We start from the raw sequence: 24202 nt of genomic DNA on the forward strand, positions 1-24202 counted from the left end.
CCCACGAATCGGGCTCGTGACCGACGCCAACGTATCACGTTTCTATCCTGTCGGCCATAATTTTGATTATCCCTCCATTGAGCATGTAACGTAAACTATGACGACGTATCTCTTCTCTGTTACAAGGTTTTTTGCGTCATTAGCCGAGGGGAGTAGCCAATGAGCGACGAACGGGACGCCGGAGGTAACGCCTCCGGCGAGGAACCACGGCGGGACGACGAGCGTCCGGACGCCGAACGCCCGGACAGCGACGGGAGCGAACGCGACGCGCGCGCCAGCGACGGAGAGTCCGTCGAATCGGCTGGCGGCGAGGAAATCGGCGACGCGGACGCCGCAGTCGAGGACGCGGAGGACGTCGATTCGGAGTCCGCGGCCGACGCAGAGCCGCAGGACGACTCGGAACCGGATGGCGAGACCGACGGTGCGGACGACGACCCCGAGGAGAGCGAGTCCGAGAGCGACGCCGCCAACGAGCCGGAAGTCGAATCCGAGGACGACGAGTCCGACGGGACCGAGGGGCCGCGCTCGCTCGAAATCAGCGACGAGGAACTCGCCAGCGCGGCCGTCACTGTCGGCGACTACGACTGGGAGGCGTTCAAAGAGGAGTTCTTCTACGAGGACGGCAGTCCGCCGACCAACTGGCGGGGCAAGCCCCGGCCCTTCGACCCCGAGGAGTTCCTCGGCCACGACCCCGACGAGACGGGCGGACGCGTCGAGGACGCCGCCGAGACCGCAGCGGGACTTAGCGCCTACTTCGAGGACTTCCTCGACCCAGACGAGACGCCGGTCGCGCTCGGTGAGTACCTCTGGGAGCACTTCCGCTACGAGTACTACTACGACGAATCGGAGGAGCGGATGGCGCTCCCCCGCGACGAGTCGGGCGAGGTCCTTCCCTTCGACCGGAGCGAGTGGCTCGGCCACGACGACTTCCCGGCCAGCGTCTTCGAGGCCGGGACGGCGGTCACCGACCTGAGTTCGTCGTTCGAGGAGTGGCTCGACCCCGCGACCACGCCGGTCACGAAGGGCGAGTACTACTGGGAACACTTCAAGTACGAGTACTACTACGCCGACACCGACGTAACCGCGCCCGAGCGACCGCGCGACGACGAGGGAGAAATCGAGCGGTTCGACAAAGAGGAGTGGCTCGGCTTCCCCGAGGAGGACATCGAGGACCTGCTCGCGCAGGGCGCGGCCAACGCCGAACACATGCTGGAGGTCGAAGACGAGCGCACCCTCGACGTGCCGGAGGAACTCGACGAGGACGCCTTCTTCTCGACCGTCGAGGGCCACACCACGCTGGTCAACCGCTACGACTTGGAGAAGGAGGTCGCGCTCCCGAAGAAACAGCACTTCCGGGAGACCGACCGCTACTGGGTCAACAAGCCCTACTCGTTCGTCGTCATCTTCCACTCCGCCAAGGAGAACGAGACGAAGTACTACCTCGTCGAACCGTACTGCACGCCCATCGAGGACGACCTCAAGGAGTTCCTGACCAAGAAGCTCCGGTCGTCCATCAAGTACTCCAGCGACGAGGTGGTCGTGGACGCCGAGGAGGAAGAGCGCGGAGACGTCATCGAGCGCGAGACCCTCCAACTGCTGGCGCGCTACGACCTCTACGCCGAGAACGACGGTGAGCGCGCCGAGCAACTCAAGGAACTGCTCGACCGCTACGACGAGACCAGGGACGCGGTGAGCGCCTACGTCGAACGACTCCGCGAGGAGACCGACGCCGCGGTCGAACCCCTCCGGGAGTACATCGAGGAACGCCGCGACGCTCGCGCCGAGGACGGCGAGAATGATGCGGAAGACGACGGGCACGACGCCGACTCCGAGGACCGCGACGAGGAGGCCGCCGAGGTCGAGACCGACAGCGAACCGTCACCCGACGCCGAGGCCGATTCCGAAGAGGTCGCGGCGGACGGCGGGGCGGTCGAGGGAGACGCCGAGTCGGCGACCGGCGCACCCGACGACTCGGAGTCGCCCGAGTCGCCCGACGCGCCGGCAGACGCCGGAGAAGCCGACCTGCCGGCCGCGGAGACGGCCGACGCCGACGACGAAAGCGACCTCCCCACGACGACCGACGCCGAGGAGTCTCGCATCCGACTCGACGAGTACCTCGACCTCGACTTCGAGGCCGAGGGGACGCTTCGCGAACAGGTCCGGGCCGCGGTCGAGGCCAAAATCGAGGAGTTGGAACCCGACGAGGAGGGCGGTCTCGACGGCATCATGGTCCGGCCGGAACCGGTCCTCATCGAGGAGGACGACGACAACCTCTCGGAGTACCAGGCCGAGAAACTGCTCTACTACCTCCGGCGGGACTTCGTGGGCTACGAGCGCATCGACGGCATCAAGCACGACATCAACGTCGAGGACATCTCCTGCGACGGGTACAACTCGCCCGTCTTCGTCTACCACACCGACCACGAGCAGGTCATCTCCAACGTCTACCACGGCGAGTCGGAGTTGGACGACTTCGTGGTCAAGATGGCCCAGCGGTCGGGCAAGGGTATCTCGAAACGCCAGCCACAGGTCGACGCGACCCTGCCCGACGGTTCGCGCGCCCAGTTGACGCTCGGCCGGGAAGTGAGCGACCACGGGACCAACTACACCATCCGGCAGTTCAAGGACGTGCCGTTCACGCCGGTGGACCTCGTCAACTGGAACACGTTCTCGCTGGAGGAGATGGCGTTCATGTGGCTCGCCATCGAGAACCACAAGTCGCTCATCTTCGCCGGGGGGACGGCGTCCGGGAAGACGACCAGTCTGAACGCGGTGTCGCTGTTCATCCCGAGCAACACCAAAATCGTCTCCATCGAGGACACCCGCGAGGTCGAACTGCCCCAGCGCAACTGGATTGCGTCGGTCACCCGACCGTCCTTCAGCGACGACGACAAGGGCGACGTGGACGAGTTCGACCTGCTGGAGGCCGCGCTCCGCCAGCGCCCCGACTACATCGTGATGGGCGAGATTCGGGGCGAGGAGGGCCGGACGCTCTTTCAGGTCATGTCAACGGGTCACACGACCTACACCACCTTCCACGCCGACACGGTCGGCGAGGTGCTCAAGCGGTTCACGACCGAACCCATCAACGTCAGCAAGACGCTGTTCACGGCGCTCGACTTGGTCTCCATCCAGACCCAGACGCGGGTGCAGGGGAGCAAGGTCCGCCGGAACAAGTCGCTGACCGAAATCAACGAGTACAGCGCTGAGAACGACGAAATCAACGTCCAAGACATCTTCCAGTGGCGCGCCGAGGACGACGAGTTCATGCGCCTGTCGGGGTCGAACACGATGGACGAAATCATGTTCGACCGCGGGTGGGACCGCGAGCAACTGGAGAAAGAGATTCTCAAGCGCCGGGTCATCCTCGCGTACCTCATCCGCAACGGCCTGAACGAGTACACGCAGGTCGCGGCCACGGTGCAGGCGTTCATCAACGACCCCGAGACCATCCTGACGCTCGTGGCCAACGAGAAGTTGGAGGAGAGCCTGCAGGACCTCCGGGAGATGGAGAGCGTCCAGATCAACGTCGACCCCAAGAAGGAGGAGATGGTGCCCCGGCCCGACCCGACCGAGGAGACCTACGAACTCGCCAAGGGCATCCTCGCGGAGGCCGAGGACCGACTCCTCGACGAGTACCGCGGGGCCGACGCCGACGTGGACGGTCTCGCGGTCGCGCTGGCCCAGTCGGCCGAACCCACCGACGCGCCCGCGGAAATCGAGGCCGACCCCGACGAGGACGGGAGCGACGCGGACGGGGCGACCCCCGACGGACCCTTCGGCGGCGACCTGCTGGACACCGACCCGGCCGACGACCGGTTCGAGGACACCGAGTCGGTCGGGCCGGAGGACAGCGTCCGGGACATCAACGACGCCGGGGAACTGGGTAGCTTCCCCGACGTGTACGACGAGCGCGAGGACGACGAACGCGAGGACGACCAGACCGCGGGGAGCGACGGTGAGTCCGAGGAGAGCGACGACGACTCCTTCGGCGACTTCGAAGCGGCGTTCGACAGCGACGACGGGACCGCGAGCGAGGAGGACGAGCGATGAGCCACGGGACCTCGGGTCCCGACCGGTCGGCCGACGCGCTGGCGGACACGTTCTATCCGCTGTTCGACTACCTGTTCGACGAGGACGGCGACTTCGTGGCCGACGTGGAGACGAAACTCGCCGAGGCCCGCATGCCCGACACCGTGGAACTCTACCTCTCGCGGGGACTCGCCGTCGGCGTCCTCGCGGGCGCGCTCCTCTGGTTGCTCGGCACGCTGGTCGGCTACGTACTGTTCATGACCGGCGTGGTCGAGGTGGGCATCCTCATCGGCGTGCCGGTCCCTAACCAGTACGTCGCGTGGATAATCAAGACGTTCAAGATTCCCTCGCTGGTGGTCGCCAGCGGACTCGTCTTCGGCGCGATAGGCTTCGCCATCGGCTTCGGCATCGTGGTCGGGATTCCGTACATGCGGGCGAGCGAGCGCGAACGGGAGATAAACATGCTCCTGCCCGACGCCATCTCGTTCATGTACGCCCTCTCCATCGGGGGGCTGAACCAACTCGAAATCCTGGAGGCGATGGCGAAGGCCGACGACACCTACGGCGAGGTGGCCCGCGAGTTCCAGTCCATCGTCCAAGAGACCGAGTACTTCGACACCGACTACCGGACCGCAATCCAGAAGCGGGCGCTGGAGACCCCGAGCGACGAACTCGGCCAGTTTCTCACCGACATGCTCTCCATCGTCAACTCCGGCGGGGACATGAGCGACTTCTTGGACGACAAGAAGGACAAGCACATGCGGACCGCCAAGCAGCAACAGGAGATGACCCTGGAGACGCTCGAACTGTTCGGCGAGATGTACATGACCCTCTCGCTGTTCCCCCTGCTGCTCATCATCATCCTCGTCATCATGTCGATGCTCGGTGAGGCCAAGGAGTCGATGCTCTACGCGACGGTGTACGGACTGATTCCCCTGACGGGGGTCGGCTTCCTCGTGTTGGTCTCGACGGTGAAGCAGGACGACCCCGGCGACGGCTACCTCAACCCCTCCGACGGCGGCGAGCGACTCGAAGCCTCGACCGGCGCGGGCCTGCTCCACCTCGGTCTGGTCGAGAAGTACGTCGGCGAGTTCTCCGTCTTCGACCGCATCAAGAGCCGCGAGGGGACCTACGAGACGGTCGCCCTGCTCAAGCAGCCCCACATCTTCTTCCGGGAGCATCCGCTGTTCATCCTCGGACTCACGTTCCCCGCCTCGCTCGTGCTGGTCGGCAACGCGGTCTGGACCGGGGCCGCGCCGACCACCTTCAAGCAGATGGTCGCCCGACCCATCTGGGGCACGTTCATCTACGTCTACGTTCCGGTGTACGTCAACTTCCTGCCGCTGGCGGTCTTCCACACGTGGAACGTCCGGTCGCGCCAGGCGGTCATCGGCAAACTCTCGGACAACCTCCGAAAGCTCTCGTCGGCCAACGACACCGGCCTGACTCTGCTCGAATCCATCCGGACCGTGGCCGACACCTCGACCGGAAAACTCGCCGACGAGTTCGACGTGATTCACGCCAAGGTCGAGTACGGGATGAGCCTGCGGGCCGCGCTCATCGAGTTCAACAACCGGTACCACATCCCGCGACTCGCCCGGACGGTCAAACTGGTCTCGAAGGCTCAAGAGGCCTCCAGCCAGATTACGGCCGTCCTCTCGACGGCGGCGCAGGCCAGCGAGAATCAGGACGACATCGACCGCGAGCGCAAGTCCCGGTCGCGGATGCAGGTCGTCATCATCATTATGACCTACCTCACCCTGCTGGCGGTGATGGCCATCCTGAAGGTGAAGTTCCTCGACGTGATGGCCGGACTCGCCGGACAGGCCTCCTCGGGCGGCGGCGCTGGCTCCTCGCAGTTCGGCGGCGGCATCGACACCAAACTCCTCTCGATGCTGTTCTTCCACGCCGTGACCCTGCAGGCGGTCCTCTCGGGCTTCATCGCGGGCTACATCCGCGACGCCTCGCTGATGTCGGGCGTGAAGTTCGCGGTCGTGCTGCCGACCGTCGCGCTCGTCACCTTCGCGTTCATCTGACCATGCTCCGAAAAACACCCTCCACTGCGGACCGCCGACCCCCCGACCAGCGCGGCGACTGCTCCGCCGACGACTGCGACCGCGAGTCCCCGCCGACCGCCGGCGAACGTTCAAGTACACCCTCGGCTCGTTCGAGCAGACCGAAGGAAGCCGGGAAAACTCGAAACAGTCTCGTCGCTACCGGAAGCACTCGGAGTCCAATCGACCGAGGCGCCGCGCGAGGCCAGACCAGCATCGACTTCGTGGTCGGGATGAGCGTCTTCCTGCTGACGGTGGCGTTCGTCGTCGCGTTCCTGCCGGGGATGTTCGGGCCGTTCACCGCCACCGGGTCGGGCGACGTGCTGGCGGCCGACCGGACCGCGGGTCTGCTGGCCGAACAGACGTTGGCCGACCCGACGAACCCCGGCGTTCTGAACGCCACCTGCACCGCGGAGTTCTTCTCGAAGACGGACGACGGGGCGATTGCCGCCTGCGGACTCGGTGCCGACTCCTCGGACCTCGACGCCGCGCTTGGTCTCGGCTCCGCGACGGGGGTCAACGTCACGATAGAGCGCGGCGGGACCGTCCGGTCGAAGCGCGGCGTCACGCTCGCCGCAGGGCCGGAGCCGCCCGTATCCGAGAGTGTGGTCGTCTCCCGCCGGGTCGTTCTGCTCGGTGGCGACAACGCGAATCTCTACGTGAGGATGTGGTAGCATGGCGGGCAAATTCTCACTCGGTGGACGGACCTCTCGGGGGCAGGCCCACACTCTCGAAGCGTTCACCGCCGCGCTGTTGGTCGTCTCCGGCGTGCTGTTCGCGCTACAGGCGACCGCGGTGACGCCGCTGACCGCCAGCACGTCGAACCAGCACATCGAGAACCAGCACCGGACCGCGGCCGCCGGCGTGCTGTCGACCGCGGCAGAGAACGAGACGCTCCGGCCGGCGGTGACGTTCTGGAACCCGACCGAGCGGAAGTTCGTCGGGGCCGGAAGCCGCGGCTTCTTCGCCAACGGCGGGCCGCCCAACGACTTCGGGGCCGCGCTGAACGCCACGTTCGGCAACCTCGCGACGCCGGGGCGGCGAATCGCGTACAACGTCGTCGTCCGGTATCGGACCTCGGACGACGGCACGCGAACGCAGACGATGGTCTACATGGGGTCGCCGAGCGACAACGCGGCGTCGGCGACCCGGACCGTCACCCTCTCCGACGACACGCCGCTCTCGGGCGCGAGCGGGAACGTCTCGTCGGCGAACTTCTACGCGCCGGACGCCGCGCCCAACGCGAGTTTCTACAACGTCATGGAGGTGCGCATCGTCGTATGGCAGATGTGAGGCATCGAGACCGCGGCGGGGACGCCGCGGACGACACTAACTGGTGGCGCGAGGACGCGCGCCGGGCCGACCCGCGCCGAGGCGGCCGTGACCGCCGCGACCGCGGCCAACTCATCCTCGTGACCGGTCTCGCCATCGCGGTGATGCTGGTCGCGCTGGTCCTGCTGCTGAACACGGTCATCTACACGCAGAACCTCGCCACGCGCGGGGCCGAGGTCGAGGACGACGCCGCCGTCTCGTTCCGACAGGAGGCGATAGCGGGCGTCGGCGAGGTCGTAGACGCCGAGAACCGCGCGGAGTACGACACCCGCGCGAAGGTTGAGGCGAACGTCACCGAAGGCGTCGAGCGGTACGACGGACTCGCGTCGAGATACCGGGCCGAGCGAAGCACTATCGCCGACGTGAACGAGAGTTCGCTCGCGTACACGGACGGGCGCATACTCCGCCAGACCAACGCCTCGCGCAACTTCACGAGCGCGGGGGAGTCGAGCAGTTGGACGCTCGTCGAGGACGCCGGTGCCGGAGGCGGGCCGGGCGTGCGCGGGTTCGCGCTGACGGTCGCCCGCGAGAACCTCAGCGACGCCAAGTCGTCGGCGTTCACGGTCACGGCCGACGGTAGTTCCGACGACTGGGAGGCCCGCATCTACGACGACGGCGGGGCCATCACCGTCGCGGTGAAGAACGGGAGCGAGTCGAACGCCGACCCGGTCTGCTCGGTGACGAAGTCCGAGGCGACCGTGGACCTCACGTCGGGCACCGTCGGCGGCGTTCGGTGCCCGGCGCTCGTCTGGGCGAAGGGCGTCGCCGCGCCCTACGACGTGACGTTCGACAACGCCGCCGACGCGACCGGCACCTACGGTGTGACGGTGAACACGTCGGCGGCCGGAACCGACGTCCAGACGGCGAACTTCGCGGGGCCGGGGGCTACGTCGTCGCCCCGGTGGGCACCCGCGGTGTACGCCGCCCAGTTCGAGATACACTTCGAGACCCCGAACGTCGAGTTCCACACTACCGTCCGGTCCGCGCCGGGTGAGCCGCGATGACCCGGCGCGACGGCGGTTTCCGCGGCGGCAGTCGCGGTCGCAGCGGTTCTCGCGACCTCCGGAGCGACACTCGGAGCGTCTCGGTCACGGTCAACTACGCGCTCAACCTCGTGGTGGCGACGATGCTCATCGGCGGGGTGCTGACCGCGACCGGCGGGATGGTACAGGACCGACGGGAGTCGGCGGTCCGGACCGAGTTGTCGGTCGTCGGCGAGCGCATCGCGGGCGACCTGATGGCCGCCGACAGGTTGGCCGAGGTCGGGACCGCCGGGCCGGGCGCGGACCCAACCGTCTCGCTCTCGGTGACGCTCCCCGAACGCGTCGGGGGGACGCGTTACGACGTGTCGGTTCGGACCTCGCCGGCGGTCCTCGTCCTCCAGTCCGACGACCCCGAGGTGACGGTCCGGGTCGGGTACCACCACGACACGCCGGTCGAGACGACCACGGTCCGGGGCGGGAACCTCCGCATCGAACTGGCGAGCGACGGCGACTTGGAGGTGGTCTCGGCGTGACGTCGGTGGCTCTCTTCGACCGCCGGGGCGCCAGCGAGACCATCGGCTTCGTGTTCGTGTTCGCGCTCGTGACGGCCTCCGTCGGCGTGATATACACGACCGGCATCGGCGGACTGGCCGACGCCCGCGAGGACGAGCAACTGACCAACGCGGTCCGGGCGTTCGACGTGCTGGACGACAACGTCGCGGACCTGACCCGCGAGGGCGCCCCGAGTCGGGCGACCGAACTCAAACTCTCGGACGCGGGACTCGGGTTCGGCGACCCGGTGACGTTCGAGGTGCAGGTCAACCACACCGACACGGACGCCAACGCGACCTACCGGGCGAACACTCGACCGCTGGTCTACTCCGGCGAGGCGGGGAAGGTGGTGTTCTCGGCGGGCGCGACGTTCCGGGTTGACGGCGGGTCGGCCGCGATGCGCTCGAAACCCGGGTTCCTCGTGGACGACCGCCGGTCGCTGGTCCCGCTGTTGGTGGCCTACCCCCAGGGCGGTTCGGGCGGCGTCGGCGGGTCCTCGACCGTCCTCGTCGTCACCCACCGCCAGTCCCAGCAACTCGACGGCGAGTTCGACACGGGTCCGGACGCCGCCGACGAAGCGCGGGTCAACGTCACGGTCGAGTCGCCACGCGCCGCGGCGTGGGGCCGCTACTTCGAGGCGCAGGGGATGACCGCTATCGACGGGACCGCGGACGACGGCGACGTGACCTACCAGTTCAGGACCGACCACCTGCTCGTGTCCGAGACTGTCGTGGAGTTCGACATCAACGCCTGAGGTCGTCCGGGGTCCGGGGTCGTCCGAATCCGGACCCGTCCGAAATTCGGGGTCGCGCGAAGCCTGAAGTTCCCGTGACGCGGCGACTCCGTGGTCGAAAATCAGCTGGTTCTCTTCTGCTACCCTCAGACGCTCGTCACGTTCACGCGGTTGACCGTGACGTGCATGTAGGTGACTCGCGGCGCGGTCTGGTAGTTCTGCGGTAGCGTCGTCGAACGCGCGAGCGCGGCGTCGTAGTGGACCGTCCCGCCCGACTTCATGCGGGTCTCGCCGCCGACCAGCGCGCCGAAGACTTTCGCGTGAGTCGTGACCGCCACGCTTCCCTGCACGCTCGGACTGTCGGGCGCGTAGAGCATCCCGACGAACCGCGAGTCCGAGAACTCGGCCTCGACGCCCGGCGGGCCGTACACTCGGAAACTCCCCGACTTCTGGCCGGGAATCCGAACTTCGCCACCGCCGACGACCTCGAACTTCGTCGCGTCCATGTAGACGTTCGTCCGGCCGCCGCTCGGGTTCTCGACACGGATGGTACCGCCATCGACCGAGATGGGTCCGGAGACCGCGAGCGCGACGTTCCCGTCAGAGAGGTTGACGACGAGTTCCTCGCCGTTGTCGATGTCTATCTCTTCGAGGTAGTACTTCCCGGCGGTCAGTTCGCAGGTCGAGGAACACCCGACGAGGCGACCGTTCGAGATGGCTCCGGTCGCGCCGTTGTCGTTGCTGTCGTGGATGCTGTCGTTGCGCGCCGTGACCATCGGGCCGACCGGGTCGATGTCGGCGACCGACCCGTTGTTGGCCACCCACCCGGTGACGGTCGCCTGTCCCGAGAGGCTGAAGCTCCCGCCGTAGGAGACGTTGCCCTCGACGCGGGTCTTCGAACTCTTGATCTCCACGACGCCGCCGCCCGAGACGAGGTTGCCCCGGATTTCGGCGTCTCCGCTCATCGACACGCCGCCGACGGTCTCGATGGTGCCCGACTGATTTTTGCTCTCGGTATAGGGGCCTACCGAGGAGTTGTAGCTGTCCGTGAACGTCTCTTCCCCGCCGCCGCCGTGGATGTTCAGTTTCTTAGAGGAAGTCGAGGCCACTCCCTGCTTCACTTTGGGGACGTTCGGCGGCGTGATTAGCCGGAGGGTGACACTCCTATTGTCGTGGTCGAACTTGACTTCGCCACCGGTTCGCTGTTCGAAGAACCGCCCCCACGCCCGGTAGTACTCGCTCTGGACCGTGAGGTTGACCTCGGCCCGAGTGAGAGGGTTGGACATACCGTTAGTCGGGCGCGGATACTTGGGGTCGCCGGTCCCGTTCTTCCGGACGACCGCAGTGCCGTCGAGGGGTCCGCGACCCGAGACGGCCACCAGCGGTAGCGTCAGCGTCGTGTCCCGGTAGTGGACTTCGGGCGGCGATACCATCGTCGTGCCGTTGCCCGTGCGCTTCCAGACGCCGCCGCCCTGATACGCGATGGCGGTGTCGGCGTTCCGGTAAGTCACCGCGCCGAGGCTCTGGTTCATCACCGTGCGCTCGGGTTCGTTCACGTCCATCGGATTCACCCGCACCCGCATCCACCCGCTCCGGTTCTCGACGGAGACGCTATCGACGCCGAGCGACGTTCGCTGGACTGGCGACGCCCCGATGCCGACCAGACTCGCCTTCGAGTCGAGTTGGGTCATCGCGTTCTCGGCGCTGTCTATCTCCGAGGCCCGCTTGGAGTCGTCGAGCGCCGACGACCCGAACGCGACGATGAGACCCGTGCCGACGATGGTGATGCCCAGCAGGAGGACGACGCCCAGAACCTCCGACTGGGCCCGCGTTCCCGCCGCTCGGTCGCGCGTTCCCGCCGCTCGGTCGCGCGTTCCCGCCGCCCGTTCTCGCACACTCGTCCGTCGGCCGTCCGTTCTCCTCGCTCCCGTCCCCCCGAACTCTGAACTCCGCCGACCGGTCATACCCGCCCAATCGAACCACGGGTTTATAAACTAACCCGCCACCTCTCGGGAAAAATTCACTAGCGAACTGATGCGACCGGCGGCGTTCGGGCCAATCGCGCCGCGTCGCTTCCGCGGCGCGTAATCGGGACGGCGGGCGGTCACGAATCTCGGAATCGCCGGCGAACAGTCGAGGTTGGCGAGACGCCCTTCGCCGTCGTATCGGGTTCTCGATGCGTCTCCCGGCAGTTTTACTCACCGGAAAGTCTTTGTACGGCCCACTCTGATAACGGGTAGCAACCAAAATGAGTATGTCGAGAAAGAACATCGACCCCGTGGAAATCGAATCTACCGAGGAAAACGGCGCCTCCAACTCTACCTACGTCTTCGACATCAGCCAGCACATGCTCGACGGGGAGGTGTGTACGGGCGTCGCCCTCGCGCTCTCGGAGGTGGTCGAACGCGACCCCGCGAAGATGACGCCGCTGAGTTCCGTCGTGGACTGCGACGCGCTTCAGTTGTTCTTCCGGACGCGCCGGTACGGCGACCTCCGCGACGACGTCTCGGTGTCGTTCCCCTACGACGTGTACGAGGTCACTGTCCATTCGAGCGGTCGCGTCGTCGTGCAGGGGTAGCCGCGGGGGTTCAGGTTCGATTCGGCTTCGATTGCGGTCGAGTACTTCGACTCGTATTCTTCGACGCGTCACCTCGGCTGCCAAGAGTGATGTGTCCCGCCAGCGTATCACCGCGAGATGCGGGACTTCCTCGGTCCGACGTACCTGAACCTCGCGGCGCTCGCCGCCGTCACGGCGCTCATCGGCGTCGCGTACGTTCTCGCGTCCTCCCCGCTGGTCCGGTACGGGGCGTGGCTCGTCGCGTTCGCGGTCTGGATGGCGTGGTTCGTCGCGGTCGCCCGCGAGTGGATTTCGCGGGCAGACTTCTGACACGGATACCCGACCCGGAGGGCACGTTCGAGGTACTGGCGCTCTCGCGCACGATGCGACCCTTTAAAAACGTGGAACGCGTATTTTGGGTGTGAGTGAAGATTCTGGGCGACGGAACCTCCGCATGCCCGACGATTCAGAGCAGTTTGCCATCGTAACCGAGATGCTCGGCAAGAACCGCGTTCGCCTCCGCTGTAACGACGGCGTGGAGCGAATGGGCCGGATTCCGGGCCGGATGCGCAAGCGTATCTGGATTCGACGCGACGACATCGTGCTGTGCGAACCGTGGGACTGGCAGGACGAGAAGGCCGACATCGAATGGCGCTACGACGGGTCCGCACAGGACCAACTGCGGCGCGAAGGCCACATCAACGTCTAATTTTTCTAGCCTCACTGCGACGCGCGAACCCTACCGAGTTAGACGGCGTCTTCCGTTCTCTCGCCGTGTTCTCGTCGGACGACTCGCGCCTCGATTGGAATCCGCGAAACTGAGACACGAGTTCGTTTACCGACATCACCCCACCTGCCGATAGTATCGGCCCCTGGTACGTCGGAAGACGAACCGACGACAGGCCCATAACAAACCGTTCGTAGTAGAGAAAACTTATCACGGTCGACCCGCCAGTCCGGGCCATGGCTCGAACGGTCGATTCCCCGGAGCGGTCCAGAAGGAAGCGGATCCACTACGGGTTGTTCATTTTCGGCGTCTTCATGGTCGTCGCCGGGGTGGTCATGTTCTTCCCTGCGGTCCAGTACGAGTTTCAACAGAATACGAGCGTAGACGCCGAGGGGCAACACGTCAATCAGTACGACCTGCTCACACCTCAGGAACAACGCGTCGTCGACGGTGCGCTCAGTGGAGAGACGTACGTACTCGAGACCAGCAAGCCGATTCCCGGCACAACCCGGATACCCCTTCAGCCAGAGCACGTGAAGGTGAACAAACAGGGAACGACCTACACGTTCACCTATCGACTCATCTTCCCGGCGACGGAACCGAAGGGGATGGCAACCATCGCGCTCGCTGTCGGCGGCCTGCTGGCGATGGCCGAAGCGGTTCGCCGCCACCATTTCCCGAAGTCGTTGCCGTGGCAGATCAGCTAATCGACTGTGCAGATATTCCCTCCTGAGCGGAACATCGACCCGCTACTCCCACCAGTCACTCTGTCGCTCACCGTCTCCACTGTCGACGAACGGCTCGGGCAACTCGTCCCCGCTGAGGCCCATCGCGTCCGCCAGCCAGTAGCCGACGTGCCACCCAATCGCGTCCACGTTTAGGTCGCGTAACTTAATCTCGTAGTCAGCGAAGTACTCGGGCGCGCCGTCGGTGTCCGTATCGTACACCCAACTCAGCCCACACGACCCCTCACGTACGCGCTCACCCCCGCAGTCGAACGGGTCGTCTGCGAAACTGATTCGCACGTCCGCCGCCGACCGGTTCGAAGTCGTCACGAACGACACGTTGCTCGGAACTGAGCCTTCTGCGCCAGACTCGTAGTAATCGAGGGCGTGCCGAATTTGCGTGCGAGCGTCCTCGCGGTCGTGGCCCGGAAGCGCCGACACGTCGACGTAGACCGAAAGCGTGCTATTTCGCCACGGGACTGCACGGTCAGCGATGTCCGCCTGAGAGAGGTAGGTGTGTTCCGCTATCGCTTGCATCGTCGGCATCGGCTCCTCCCCGTGTTCGAGGCCGACGACGTGTCCGAACTCGTGTTTCAGAATCCGCCTCGTGGACTCGTTCGAGTAACCCGCGACGACCCTGACTTCGACGGAGTCGGTTGGCGTCTCCCACGCGTCGAGTACCGGCGCACATCCGACCGTGGAGTTGGTGTCTCCACCGCCGCACTCCGAAATTCCGGCGACGAGTCTGACGGTGATGTCCGCTTCGTACACGTTCGTCGTGGGGACGAACGTGACGTTGTACTCCGCGTACTGGCTCCCGTTACCGTTCCAATACGTCAGCGTCTGATTCACGAGCGGTTTGACGTTCCGCGACTGGTTGACGGTGTTCCACACCGCGACCGTCACGTTCTGTTCTCCCCACGGGTTCTCGACCTCCTTCTCCTGGCTGGTCGTCGTTTCCTCTGGGGTCGTCGCGCTCGTAGTTGGAAGTGACTTGGTCGTCGTAGTCGGGTCGACCGACGAAGTCGTATCTCGTGTCGTCGACGTCGGCGTGGTCTCCTGAACCGCGCCGCTGCACCCGGCGAGAAGAACGAGGCCGACGACAGCCACCACCCGCTTGTCCAACATAATTACGACACGCTGAACGGAGGAGATACATGAAAATAGCGGTAAACGGACAGCTGTCGAGCGTCGTAGCTATATGACAGACGCGTAGCTGTCTGTTTTGTGTCCCTCGGAAAGACGGTAAAACGGGAGTGGACTCGTCGGGATTTGAACCCGAGGCCTTCCCCGTGCCAGGGGGATGATCTACCGCTGATCTACGAGCCCTCGTACGCATCTCTTCGTTGGCCGGGGTTACTGATAAACCTCTCGGATTCTATCCACCAGCGAGCAGTGACCTGAGGCAGGCCGGGATGCTGATTTGAGGCACCTCGGTGCTCGATCGAGAAGCGGACGGCGATGCGCCGTAGAGACGCACCAGCGCGCCGAGACTCGATTGGCGAAACCTGCTCGACTCGCGCGAGTAGATTGCAACTCTTAAATACCTCCGTACAATTTGCAACACGTACGGGAACAGCACAGCCGCAAATCTGACTCGTCGGGGACTCGCGGGCGTCGCCCGCCCGCGACCGAGGTCGTTCGACCTCGCCTCTTTCCCGACTCGGGATTGCGGACGTGCGCCGCGTCAGACCGACGCATCAGCACGCCTACCTCACAATCGGCGATAGCGGCCTGTGCAGTTCCAATCAGAAAACTATGGCACGAATGCACACCCGCCGCCGCGGCTCGTCCGACTCGGACAAGCCAGTGGCAGACGAACCGCCGGAGTGGAGCGACGTAGACGAAGACGAAATCGAAGAGCGCGTGGTCGAACTGGCCGAGCAGGGTCACAGCCCGAGCCAGATCGGCCTGAAGCTTCGCGACGAGGGCGTGAAGGGCACGCCGATTCCGGACGTGAAGCTGGCGACCGGCAAGAAGGTCACGGAGATTCTCGAAGAGAACGACGCCACCGGCGAAGTACCGGAGGACCTCTACAACCTGCTCGAGCGGGCCGTCCGCCTGCGCGAACACATGGACGACAACCCGCAGGACGCCGCCAACAAGCGCGCGCTCCAGAACACCCAGTCGAAGGTCCGTCGCCTCGTGGACTACTACCGCGGCGACGAACTCGACGAGGACTTCACGTACTCCTACGACACCGCCAAGGAAATCACCGAAGGCTGAACTGAATGTCCACCTCGGGTCGAAGCGGAACCGGTGACGGGCGAGCCTCCTCGGCCAGCGACGCGGCCGCCGAACTGCGCGAGGCCGACTTCGTTCGCGTTCTCGCGCGCGCCGACGGCGACTGCCTCGCGGCGGCCGGACTGCTCGCCCGCGCGTGCGCCGAGCGCGGCGTCCCCTATCAGGTTCGCGTCGGGCGATTCGGCGAGACGCTCGCCGACTCGGACGAATCCGGCGACGAAGACGCGGACGCCACGGTCGGCGTCGGTCTCGACGCCGCGGCCGACGTTCACCTGCCGGCCGAGGCGACGCCGGCGAGCGTGACCGCCTTCGACGTCGCGGGCGAACTCGGTGCGACCCCGAACGCCGCGCTGGCGCTCGCGGGGGTCGTCGCCGCAGGCCACCCCGCAGGGTCGGGCGAGAGCGCACACGTCCTCGAACGCGCACGCGAGGCGGGCCTCGAACCCCGGCCGGGCGTCGGCGTGCCGACTGAGGACCTCGCGGACGGTCTCGCTCACTGCACGCTCGCGCACGCCGAGTACTCGGGGGACACCGAGGCCGCGCAGGCGGCGCTGGCCGAACTCGGTCTGCCCGCCGAACTCGACGAGGCGGCCCACCGCACGGTCGCCTCGGAGTTCGCACTCGCGGTCACGGGTGTCGAAGCCGCGACCGACCGCGCCGCGGAAGCGGTCGAGCGCGCGCTTCAGCCCCACGCGATTCCGGGCGGCGGGTCTGGCGACGAGTCCGACAGCACCGATCCGGAGGACGTGAGCGCGCCCTTCGCCACGGTCGAAGGCTACGCCGACGTTCTGGACGCCGTCGCGCGCGAGCGACCGGGCACCGGCGTCGCGCTGGCCCTCGGCCACGACGCGCGGGACGACGCGCTCGACGCGTGGCGCGGCCACGCCGAGCGCGCCCACACCGTCCTCCGCGAGGCCACGACGGGCCGGTACGACGGCCTGTTCGCGCTCCGGACCGACGACGCCCCCGTGGAGACGGTCGCCCGTCTCCTGCGGGACTTCCGGTCGCCCGAACCCGTCGCGCTCGTCGTGAGCGAGTCCGAGGCCGCCGCGTTCGCGGTCGAGGATTCGGCCGTCGGCGCGGCGATGACCGAGGCCGCGCGAGCGGTCGACGGAACGGGCGGCGGCACGCCCGACCGCGGTTACGCCCGGTTCGACCCCGAGACGGACGCCAAGGAGTTCCTTTCCGCGTTCCGGGAGGCCAGACCGTGACCGACCGTCGCGCAGACTCCGAGGAGTCGGCCGGGCGTTCGGCGACCGTTCGGACGGAACTCGACGACGCCGAGATTCTGGCGGCGTCGGTTCGCCCGGACAACACGTCCGAAATCGACACGCGGGTCGAGACGGACGACTCCGGCGTCGACGGCGACGCCGAGGACGCCGGGACGGTCGTGACGACCGTCGAGCGCGAGACGACCGGCGGCCTGCGGACCACGGTGGACGACTACGTCGTCAACCTCGCGGTGGCACAGCGAGTCGTACAGGCAGGCAAACGATTCACAGCAGACGAAGACACAACAACTCAATCATGAGCGAACGATCCGTATCCAAGCAGAAACAGGAGAAGCGGTGGTACACCATCCACGCTCCCGAGCAGTTCGACCGACAGGAGCTCGGTGGCACCCCCGCAGACGAACCGGACAAAGTTCTCGGCCGCAACATCGAGACGACGCTGGGCGAACTGAAAGGCGACGCCAGCGAGAACAACACCAAGCTCACGTTCAAAATCAACGACGTGGGGAGCGACGCGGCGTACACCGAGTTCATCAAGCACGAACTCACCCGCGACTACCTGCGGAGTCTGGTCCGCCGCGGTGCCTCGAAGGTCGAGGCGTACATCACGGTCCTGACGACCGACGACTACCGCGTCCAGATTCAGCCCGTCGCGTTCACGACCAAGGACGCCGACGCGAGCCAAGAGCAGGCGATTCGCCGGACGATGATCGACATCGTGGAAGAGGCCGGGAAGGACCGCACCTTCGAGGACCTCATCGACAGCGTCGTCGAGGGTCGACTCTCCTCTGCCATCTACGGCGAGGCCAAGACCATCTACCCGCTGCGCCGCGTCGAGATTCAGAAGGCGACGCTGGAAGCCCGTCCCGAGGAGGTCGCCGCCGAGGAAGAGACCTCCGTCGACGTGGACGAGGAAGAAGTCGAAGTCTGAGCGCGCGCTAATCGGAGTCGATTTTTCGTTTTATCGAACCGCAGAGAGCCGTCTTCACCTCAACCGATTTAGCGGTCTGGACCGAACTCGGAGTATGAACGTAAACTGGGTCGACCACCTGAACCTCCGGATACCCGAAGACGGCGTGGACGAGTTCGTCGCACTCTACCGCGACGCGCTGGGGTTCGACACCGAACACTTGGACGAGTACCGTGCGGGCGAGACGGGGTTCTTCTACCTGCGTCTGACCGACGAGTCGGTCTTTCACGTCTCGCCGACCGACTCGTTCACTCCGCCCGACGGCGACGCGTTCAATCACGTCGCGCTGTTCGTGGACGAACCGCGTTCGACGGTCCGAGAGCGTCTGCAAGAGAGCGACGCCGAAATCGTCGAGGACGTCGATAGTCGCCTCGGTGCGACCGGACGCTACCCCTCCGTGTACTTCGAGGACCCCTTCGGCTATCTCGTCGAACTGAAATCGAGCGAGTAGTCCCGAGTCGCTACTCCGTCACGACGACTTTCCCGACCATCCCGGTCGGTTCGTGCGGGATGCAGAAGTAGTGGTACTCGCCGGGAATCTCGAAGGTCCGCTCGTAGGTCGCGCCGGGGCTGATGTGGCCCTCGAAACCGTTCCGCCACCCGTCGCGGGCGGCCTGCTCGGAGTCGAAACCGCCCGAGGCGAAGAACTCGGCGTCGTCGGGAATCTGGTTCTCGTAGGCCGTCACGGTGTGCCTGCGATTGCCCGTGTTGGCCCAGACGACGGTCTCGCCGGTCGTGACTTCGAGGACTTCGGGCCGGAAGAACGCCGACCCCATGCCCACGTCATAGTCGCTCGGCGCGTCGGTCCCGCCCCCGAGAGCGGTGCATCCGGCTACCCCGACTGCTGTGACGTTCGCGGCCCCGGCGAGGAAAGTGCGGCGGTCCATGCCCGAGGGTCGGTGTTCGAGCGATTTAGGTCATGCGGAACCCGCCGCGAAACGCGCGGTCGCGAGTGCTCACGGCTCCGACTCCTCGAACGTCCACCGCGTGGCGTCCGCCGGGTAGTCGCTCCACGCCAGCACCGTCTCGGGTTCGACCGCGAAGAAGGGCGTCCCGTGGCGGATTCCGTACTTCTCGTCGTACGCCGCGTCGATGCGCTCGATTCGCTCGGGGTCGGCGGTGTCGTCGTTGAGGCGCTCGGCGGTGCCCTCCACGACGACGACTTCCTCGCCGCTCTCGCGGTGGACCGTGACCGCGGCGTTCGCCGCGAGATTGCGGACCCACCGCGTTCGCTCGCCGCCGCCGCAGTGGAACCGGTCGTCGAGCCAGACGCCCCACACCGGTCGGGCGTGCGGGCGGCCGTCGGGTCGCGTGGTCGAGAGCCAGTAGGTCCGGTCGTCCGCCAGCCGCGAGACCACGAACTCCCACGACAGCAGGCCCTCCTTCGTCGCGGGGATGCCGTAGCTCTCCTCAGTCTCGGGGCGGTCCCGGCGCGCGTCGAGGTCGAGCGAGTCGTTTCGCCCGTCGCTGCGTTCGTCTCGGTCGGTCATCGGACCGGGTACGACCGCAGAGCGCATAACCTGTCCGGCGGCCGAGAGTCGGACGGATATAAAGACGTATGAACGGCCGTCGCACACCCGACACGTATGGAACCCCGGTTCGTCGGTCGGCTCGGCGTCGCCGACGCGGTGACGGTCGCCAACGCCGCGCTCGGTTTCCTCGCGGCGGTCGCCGCGACTGTCGACCCGGAACTGGCCGCCCGACTCGTGTTGCTCGCCGCGGTCGCCGACGGTCTCGACGGCGTCGTCGCCCGGAAACTGGGCAGCACGCCCGCGGGCGAGTATCTGGACTCGCTGGCCGACGTGGCCTCGTTCGGGGTCGCGCCCGCCGTGCTGGTGTTCGCGGTCGCTCGCGGCCGCTGGACGCTGACCGACCCCTCCGCGGTGACGGTCGCGGTTTTCTCCGTGCCCGCGCTGTTCGTGGCGATGGCGGTCGTCCGACTCGGACTCTACACCGCCTACGACGTAGGCAACGGCCACACTGAGGGCGTGCCGAGTACGCTCGCCGGTACGGTTCTGGCCGCGAGCGTGCTGGCGGGCGTCGAGGACGCCGCGGTCCTGCTCGCGGCCGCGGGAGCCTTCGCGTACCTGATGGTGACGCGCGTGACCTACCCGGACCTCTTCGCGCGGGACGCGCTGGCGATGGGCGGACTCCAGGCGCTGGCCATCCTCGCCCCGGCCGCGTTCGGCCGGACGTTCCCCCGACTCCTGCTCGCGGCGGCGCTCGCGTACCTCCTTCTCGGCCCGCGGTTCTACTGGCGCGAGACCGACTGCGATCTCGAAGAGCGCGAGGTCGAGGGGCCGGAAGTCGGCGACGCGCGAGGGTGAAGGGAAACGCTCTTGAGGTGTACGCACCGAGTTTTGAGCATATGAGTCCGGTAAGCCTTGCGGGGTGGGAAGAATGAGCGACGAGGAAGAGGCCGACGAGACCGAAACCGAGGACGCACCGGAAGCGGACGAGCAGGCCGAAGAAGAGCAGACCGAGGAGACGGAACTCGACACGACGCCGCTCTCCGAGGAGGAGATAGAGGCGGAACTCGACGAAGCCGAGTCGGAACTCGACGCGGCCGAGACCGAGGCCGACCTCGACGAGGTGGAGGCCCACCTCGACGAAATCGAGGGTCACGTCGAGACGGCCGACCTCCCGGAACCCGACGACGAGGACGAGGAGGGTCCCCGCGAGGCGTTCGAGGACCGCCTCGCCGACCTCCGGAGCGAACTCGAAGACGCCCGCGGCCCCTACGCCGAGGACGTCGTCGAGGACGTGAGCGAGTCCGGAACCACCGTCGAGGAGACGGAGTGGACCGACACGGGCCGCGAGGAACTCGCCGAAGTGGTCGAGGCCTTCGTCGCCGACGTAGAGGAGATTCTCGGCGTCTCCATCTCCGCGCCCATCTCGACTGACGTGGCGGACCTCGCGGGCGCTATCGAGGACGCCGCCGTCGAAATCGGCGAGGCGGGTCTCGACCCCGACGCGGACGCCGAGACCATCGCGGAACTGCAGGACGCGGCGGCGGACCTCGACGCCGGCGTCGAGGCCGCCGAGGAGTGGGACGACCTCGAAACCCGCGAGCAGTTGCAGGCGCAGGGCTTCTACGACGTACTCGACCACCGCAAGGACTACCCGCCGGAGTGGCACGCGCTGAAGGTCTGGGAGAAGCGCGGCCGCGCCGACATGGTCCTGCTCGCGCTCGACAGCCTCCAATCGAACTTCATGGAGGAACACTGCAAGGAGGCGCTCGAACGCATGGGCCACCCCGACTCGCTCGACAAGATGAAGGAACTCGCCCAGCGCCGCGACGAGTCCGCCATCCGCACCATCGGGAAAATCGGCGACGAGGAGGGTCTCGACGCGGTGCTGGACTACGTGGATTCGGACCCCGGCCTCGCCAAACCCGCGCTCAGAGCGGTCGGCGAAATCGGCAGCGAGGAGGCGACCCAAGACGTGGCCGACCAACTCGTGGCCGACGAGGCCTCGATTCGGAGTCAGGCCGCCCGCGCGCTCGGTCTCATCGGCGACACGCGCGCCATCGAACCGCTGGCGGACCTGCTCGAAGACGACGAAGCCGACGAGGTCCGGGCCAGCGCGGCGTGGGCGCTCAACCAAATCGGCACCGAACGAGCGCTCGAAGCGGTCCGACCCTACGCCGACGACCGTGCGTACCTCGTGCAGGCCGAGGCCGAGAAGGCGGTCGACGGCGAGACCCGGTCCGCGGCGTAATCGCCGATTACCGCCGTTAGTATTACGACGGCCGTTTCTCCACTCGTTTCAGTACGACATTACCGACTCGACGCTCGAAGTAGCCACACCATAACAAAGCCACGGCTTTTCGTCGTAATACGTACGCATACATGGCGTACGAAACGCAAACGGTCGGGCACTGTCCGAACTGCGGCGAATCGATCACGCGAGACTACCTCCTCATCGAGTACGAGTCCGACGGCCGTCCCGCCCGCTTCGCCGAGTGTCCCGACTGCCGGGAAGTCGTCCACCCGTCAGCCGAGTAGCGTCGCGACGAACTGCAGGGCGAACGCGACGATGAGAAGGAACGCGCCGACGCGACCGATCCACGTGTGTTCGGTCACTTCCATCGGCGAGATGTCCACGCTGTAGTCGTTGTACTCCTCGCTGTACTCGACGTAACTCGGCAGTTGGAAGAACTCGAAGAAGACCAGCGCCGCGCCGAGCGCACCGACCGCGTTGCCCGCCAGTTCGAGTGCCAACACCAGGTCCACCATATTCACACCGGCGAACCTATCGAGCAAAAAGCCACCGGTCCCCGAGGGTTTAAATCCGAGAGCGCGACCAACCCTGTCCGTGCGCTCCTCGACCGATCACGCGCCGACGCTGCTCGCCGTAATACTTCTTTCCGTCGTCGCGCCAGCGACCGCTCCGGTTTCGGTCGCCGCGAACGCGATGACAGCATCAGGGACGAACGAGACGGCGGTATCGAGTACGAATACGACGACAGGGTCGGCCGCGAACGCCCCGACGCCGCCCGCAGTCGTCGCGGTCTACCCGAATCCCGTCGCGGACGGCGACGCCGGGGAACTCGTCGCGGTCGAGTTCCCCGACCGGACCAACGTCTCGGACTGGGCGCTCGCGGACGGCGAAGCGACGGTGTCGCTCCCGAACGCGACCGTCTCCGGCCGGGTCGCGCTCTCGACCGACCCCAATGTCGCCCGGAACGCGACCGACGCTCCGGTCCTCTCGCTCGACGGCGACCTCTCGCTGGCGAACGGCGGAGAGACCGTCCGACTGCTCCGCGGAAACGCGACCGTCGCGAGCGCGTCGTACGAGGACGCCCCCGAGAGCGAGCGCTGGCATCGGACCGACGGCGGCCGCTGGCGGTGGACGCCGCTGGGCGCGACCGATTTCGAGGTGACCCGGACCGGACCGACGGAGGCCCGCGCGTTCGTCCTTCCCGACGCGCCCGCGGTCCCGGTCGAGACGCTCCGCGCGGCCGACCGGCGCATCCTGTTGGCGGGGTACACCTTCGCCTCCCCGCGCGTCGCCGACTTACTCGCCGACGCCGCCCGTCGCGGCGTCGAGGTCCGCGTGCTGGTGGACGGTGCGCCGGTCGGCGGTCTGTCGCGTCGGTCGGCGAACCTGCTCGACTCGCTGGTTGCCCGCGGCGTCGAGGTCCGCGTCCTCGGCGGGCCGCGCGCCCGCTACGACTTCCACCACGCGAAGTACGCCGTCGCCGACGACCGGGCGCTCGTGATGACCGAGAACTGGAAGCCCGCGGGCACCGGCGGTCACGCGAGTCGCGGATGGGGCGCGGTCGTGCGCGACGAGACGGCCGCGGGCAGACTCGCGGACCTCTTCGCGGCCGACGCGGACTGGCGCGGCGCGACCCCGTGGTCGGAGTTCCGGCGCGGCGAAAGCTTCACGCCCGCCGACGGTCCGCCCGCGAACGAGACCTACCCGTCGGTGTTCGCGCCGAGAAATGTAAACGTTTCTTCGAGCAGTGTTCTGATTGCTCCGGACAACGCAGAGCGTGCTCTCGTCGACCTGCTCGACGCCGCGGACGAGTCGATTCGCGTCCAGCAGGTCGCTGTCGGCGGGCGGGAACACTCCCTGCTCCGAGCCACCCTCCGGGCCGCGCGCCGCGGCGTCGAAGTCGAGATTCTGTTGAGCAGCGCGTGGTACGTCGAGGAGGACAACCGGAAATTGGTCGAGTGGCTGAACGGGCGGGCGAAGGCGGCGGGACTGCCCTTGGAGGCCCGACTGGCGAACCCCCGCGGGCGCTACGAGAAGATTCACGCCAAGGGCGTGGTCGTGGACGGCGACGCGGCCGTGGTCGGGAGTCTGAACTGGAACGACCATTCGGCGCGGAAGAACCGAGAGGTCGCAGTGGTGTTGCGCGGCGAGGAAGCGGGCGTGTATTACGCCGACGCCTTCGACGCCGACTGGAAGGCGAGCACGGGCGACCGCACGAGCGGCGGTCCGAACCGAGTGCCCGTCGGTCTGCTCGCGGCAATCACTATCGGTGCAATCGTCGCAATCGCGCTCGCGAGACGCGAGATACGCTTCGAGAAACGGTAGCGGTCGGGTCGAC

25 protein-coding genes and 1 tRNA gene are annotated in these 24202 nt (G+C 66.7%); 20 read left to right on the forward strand and 6 right to left on the reverse strand.

Going from position 1 to position 24202, the window contains the following annotated elements:
• Window positions 1-159: 159 nt before the first annotated feature.
• The 7 genes from M0R89_RS23455 to M0R89_RS13735 are packed head-to-tail and all read left to right on the forward strand — an operon-like array spanning window position 160 to window position 9707.
• Window positions 160-4053, forward strand: coding sequence for an ATPase, T2SS/T4P/T4SS family (locus tag M0R89_RS23455; protein WP_368408835.1), 3894 nt, complete (start codon window positions 160-162; stop codon window positions 4051-4053).
• Window positions 4050-6068, forward strand: a complete 2019-nt coding sequence (locus tag M0R89_RS13710) for a type II secretion system F family protein (protein WP_248649643.1) — start codon at window positions 4050-4052, stop codon at window positions 6066-6068. The genes M0R89_RS23455 and M0R89_RS13710 overlap by 4 nt, the downstream gene beginning before the upstream one ends.
• Before the next feature lie 2 nt (window positions 6069-6070).
• Window positions 6071-6760, forward strand: a complete 690-nt coding sequence (locus M0R89_RS13715; protein WP_248649644.1) for a DUF7287 family protein — start codon at window positions 6071-6073, stop codon at window positions 6758-6760.
• A gap of 1 nt (window position 6761) precedes the next feature.
• Entirely contained in the window at window positions 6762-7379 is a 618-nt protein-coding gene (locus M0R89_RS13720) for a DUF7288 family protein (protein ID WP_248649645.1), read from the forward strand.
• Window positions 7367-8422 carry a DUF7261 family protein gene (locus M0R89_RS13725; protein ID WP_248649646.1) on the forward strand — a complete coding sequence of 352 codons (1056 nt, stop codon included), beginning with the start codon at window positions 7367-7369 and terminating at the stop codon, window positions 8420-8422. The genes M0R89_RS13720 and M0R89_RS13725 overlap by 13 nt, the downstream gene beginning before the upstream one ends.
• Window positions 8419-8934 carry a DUF7266 family protein gene (locus M0R89_RS13730; protein WP_248649647.1) on the forward strand — a complete coding sequence of 172 codons (516 nt, stop codon included), beginning with the start codon at window positions 8419-8421 and terminating at the stop codon, window positions 8932-8934. Before M0R89_RS13725 ends, M0R89_RS13730 begins: the two co-directional genes overlap by 4 nt.
• Window positions 8931-9707 (forward strand): DUF7289 family protein, encoded by a 777-nt coding sequence (locus M0R89_RS13735; RefSeq protein WP_248649648.1) that lies wholly within the window; start codon window positions 8931-8933, stop codon window positions 9705-9707. The genes M0R89_RS13730 and M0R89_RS13735 overlap by 4 nt, the downstream gene beginning before the upstream one ends.
• Before the next feature lie 125 nt (window positions 9708-9832).
• On the opposite strand, the gene M0R89_RS13740 is transcribed toward M0R89_RS13735, so the two are convergent.
• Entirely contained in the window at window positions 9833-11581 is a 1749-nt protein-coding gene (locus tag M0R89_RS13740; protein WP_248649649.1) for a DUF7289 family protein, read from the reverse strand.
• A gap of 353 nt (window positions 11582-11934) precedes the next feature.
• On the opposite strand from M0R89_RS13740, the gene M0R89_RS13745 reads away from it, so the two are divergent.
• The 4 genes from M0R89_RS13745 (at window position 11935) to M0R89_RS13760 (ending at window position 13677) form a co-directional block, all read left to right on the forward strand.
• The gene (locus M0R89_RS13745) at window positions 11935-12264 is read left to right on the forward strand and encodes a HalOD1 output domain-containing protein (RefSeq protein ID WP_248649650.1); all 330 of its coding nucleotides are present in this window, start codon (window positions 11935-11937) and stop codon (window positions 12262-12264) included.
• A gap of 117 nt (window positions 12265-12381) precedes the next feature.
• Complete coding sequence (locus M0R89_RS13750; RefSeq protein ID WP_248649651.1) at window positions 12382-12573, forward strand: hypothetical protein; 192 nt, start codon at window positions 12382-12384, stop codon at window positions 12571-12573.
• A gap of 91 nt (window positions 12574-12664) precedes the next feature.
• Window positions 12665-12952 carry a translation initiation factor eIF-1A gene (gene eif1A / locus M0R89_RS13755; protein WP_135826953.1) on the forward strand — a complete coding sequence of 96 codons (288 nt, stop codon included), beginning with the start codon at window positions 12665-12667 and terminating at the stop codon, window positions 12950-12952.
• Window positions 12953-13206: 254 nt separating this feature from the next.
• Window positions 13207-13677, forward strand: coding sequence for a DUF7979 domain-containing protein (locus M0R89_RS13760; RefSeq protein ID WP_248649652.1), 471 nt, complete (start codon window positions 13207-13209; stop codon window positions 13675-13677).
• A 42-nt stretch (window positions 13678-13719) separates the two neighbouring features.
• Here M0R89_RS13760 and M0R89_RS13765 read toward each other — a convergent pair whose 3' ends face one another.
• Window positions 13720-14823, reverse strand: a complete 1104-nt coding sequence (locus tag M0R89_RS13765; protein ID WP_248649653.1) for a zinc metalloprotease — start codon at window positions 14821-14823, stop codon at window positions 13720-13722.
• 129 nt (window positions 14824-14952) lie between these two features.
• Window positions 14953-15024, reverse strand: a tRNA-Ala gene (locus M0R89_RS13770).
• Between the two features lie 429 nt (window positions 15025-15453).
• Here M0R89_RS13770 and M0R89_RS13775 point away from each other — a divergent pair.
• The 5 genes from M0R89_RS13775 to M0R89_RS13795 all read left to right on the forward strand — a co-directional run bounded on the left by M0R89_RS13775 (window position 15454) and on the right by M0R89_RS13795 (window position 18592).
• Window positions 15454-15921, forward strand: coding sequence for a 30S ribosomal protein S15 (locus tag M0R89_RS13775; RefSeq protein ID WP_248649654.1), 468 nt, complete (start codon window positions 15454-15456; stop codon window positions 15919-15921).
• A gap of 5 nt (window positions 15922-15926) precedes the next feature.
• Entirely contained in the window at window positions 15927-17150 is a 1224-nt protein-coding gene (locus M0R89_RS13780) for an exonuclease RecJ (RefSeq protein WP_248649655.1), read from the forward strand.
• Window positions 17147-17470 (forward strand): KEOPS complex subunit Pcc1, encoded by a 324-nt coding sequence (locus M0R89_RS13785; protein ID WP_248649656.1) that lies wholly within the window; start codon window positions 17147-17149, stop codon window positions 17468-17470. The genes M0R89_RS13780 and M0R89_RS13785 overlap by 4 nt, the downstream gene beginning before the upstream one ends.
• A complete protein-coding gene (locus tag M0R89_RS13790) occupies window positions 17467-18102 on the forward strand; it encodes a 30S ribosomal protein S3ae (RefSeq protein WP_248649657.1) in 636 nt (211 codons plus the stop codon). Before M0R89_RS13785 ends, M0R89_RS13790 begins: the two co-directional genes overlap by 4 nt.
• A 94-nt stretch (window positions 18103-18196) precedes the next feature.
• Window positions 18197-18592: a VOC family protein gene (locus tag M0R89_RS13795; RefSeq protein ID WP_248649658.1), complete on the forward strand. Its 396-nt coding sequence runs from the start codon at window positions 18197-18199 to the stop codon at window positions 18590-18592.
• 10 nt (window positions 18593-18602) lie between these two features.
• On the opposite strand, the gene M0R89_RS13800 is transcribed toward M0R89_RS13795, so the two are convergent.
• Window positions 18603-19028 carry a plastocyanin/azurin family copper-binding protein gene (locus M0R89_RS13800; RefSeq protein ID WP_248649659.1) on the reverse strand — a complete coding sequence of 142 codons (426 nt, stop codon included), beginning with the start codon at window positions 19026-19028 and terminating at the stop codon, window positions 18603-18605.
• A 69-nt stretch (window positions 19029-19097) separates the two neighbouring features.
• A complete protein-coding gene (locus tag M0R89_RS13805; protein WP_248649660.1) occupies window positions 19098-19631 on the reverse strand; it encodes a pyridoxamine 5'-phosphate oxidase family protein in 534 nt (177 codons plus the stop codon).
• A 96-nt stretch (window positions 19632-19727) separates the two neighbouring features.
• Between M0R89_RS13805 and M0R89_RS13810 the strand changes: the two genes are divergently transcribed.
• The 3 genes from M0R89_RS13810 to M0R89_RS13820 all read left to right on the forward strand — a co-directional run bounded on the left by M0R89_RS13810 (window position 19728) and on the right by M0R89_RS13820 (window position 22148).
• Complete coding sequence (locus M0R89_RS13810) at window positions 19728-20468, forward strand: protein sorting system archaetidylserine synthase (RefSeq protein WP_248649661.1); 741 nt, start codon at window positions 19728-19730, stop codon at window positions 20466-20468.
• 73 nt (window positions 20469-20541) lie between these two features.
• The gene (locus M0R89_RS13815; protein ID WP_248649662.1) at window positions 20542-21861 is read left to right on the forward strand and encodes a HEAT repeat domain-containing protein; all 1320 of its coding nucleotides are present in this window, start codon (window positions 20542-20544) and stop codon (window positions 21859-21861) included.
• A 131-nt stretch (window positions 21862-21992) separates the two neighbouring features.
• Window positions 21993-22148 carry a DUF7837 family putative zinc-binding protein gene (locus M0R89_RS13820; protein ID WP_248649663.1) on the forward strand — a complete coding sequence of 52 codons (156 nt, stop codon included), beginning with the start codon at window positions 21993-21995 and terminating at the stop codon, window positions 22146-22148.
• On the opposite strand, the gene M0R89_RS13825 is transcribed toward M0R89_RS13820, so the two are convergent.
• A complete protein-coding gene (locus M0R89_RS13825) occupies window positions 22137-22379 on the reverse strand; it encodes a hypothetical protein (RefSeq protein WP_248649664.1) in 243 nt (80 codons plus the stop codon). The two genes, M0R89_RS13820 and M0R89_RS13825, sit on opposite strands and share 12 nt — an antisense overlap.
• Before the next feature lie 79 nt (window positions 22380-22458).
• Between M0R89_RS13825 and M0R89_RS13830 the strand changes: the two genes are divergently transcribed.
• A complete protein-coding gene (locus tag M0R89_RS13830) occupies window positions 22459-24189 on the forward strand; it encodes a phospholipase D-like domain-containing protein (protein WP_248649665.1) in 1731 nt (576 codons plus the stop codon).
• Window positions 24190-24202 lie beyond the last annotated feature (13 nt).

Source organism: Halorussus limi (assembly GCF_023238205.1).
Lineage (GTDB): Archaea > Halobacteriota > Halobacteria > Halobacteriales > Haladaptataceae > Halorussus > Halorussus limi.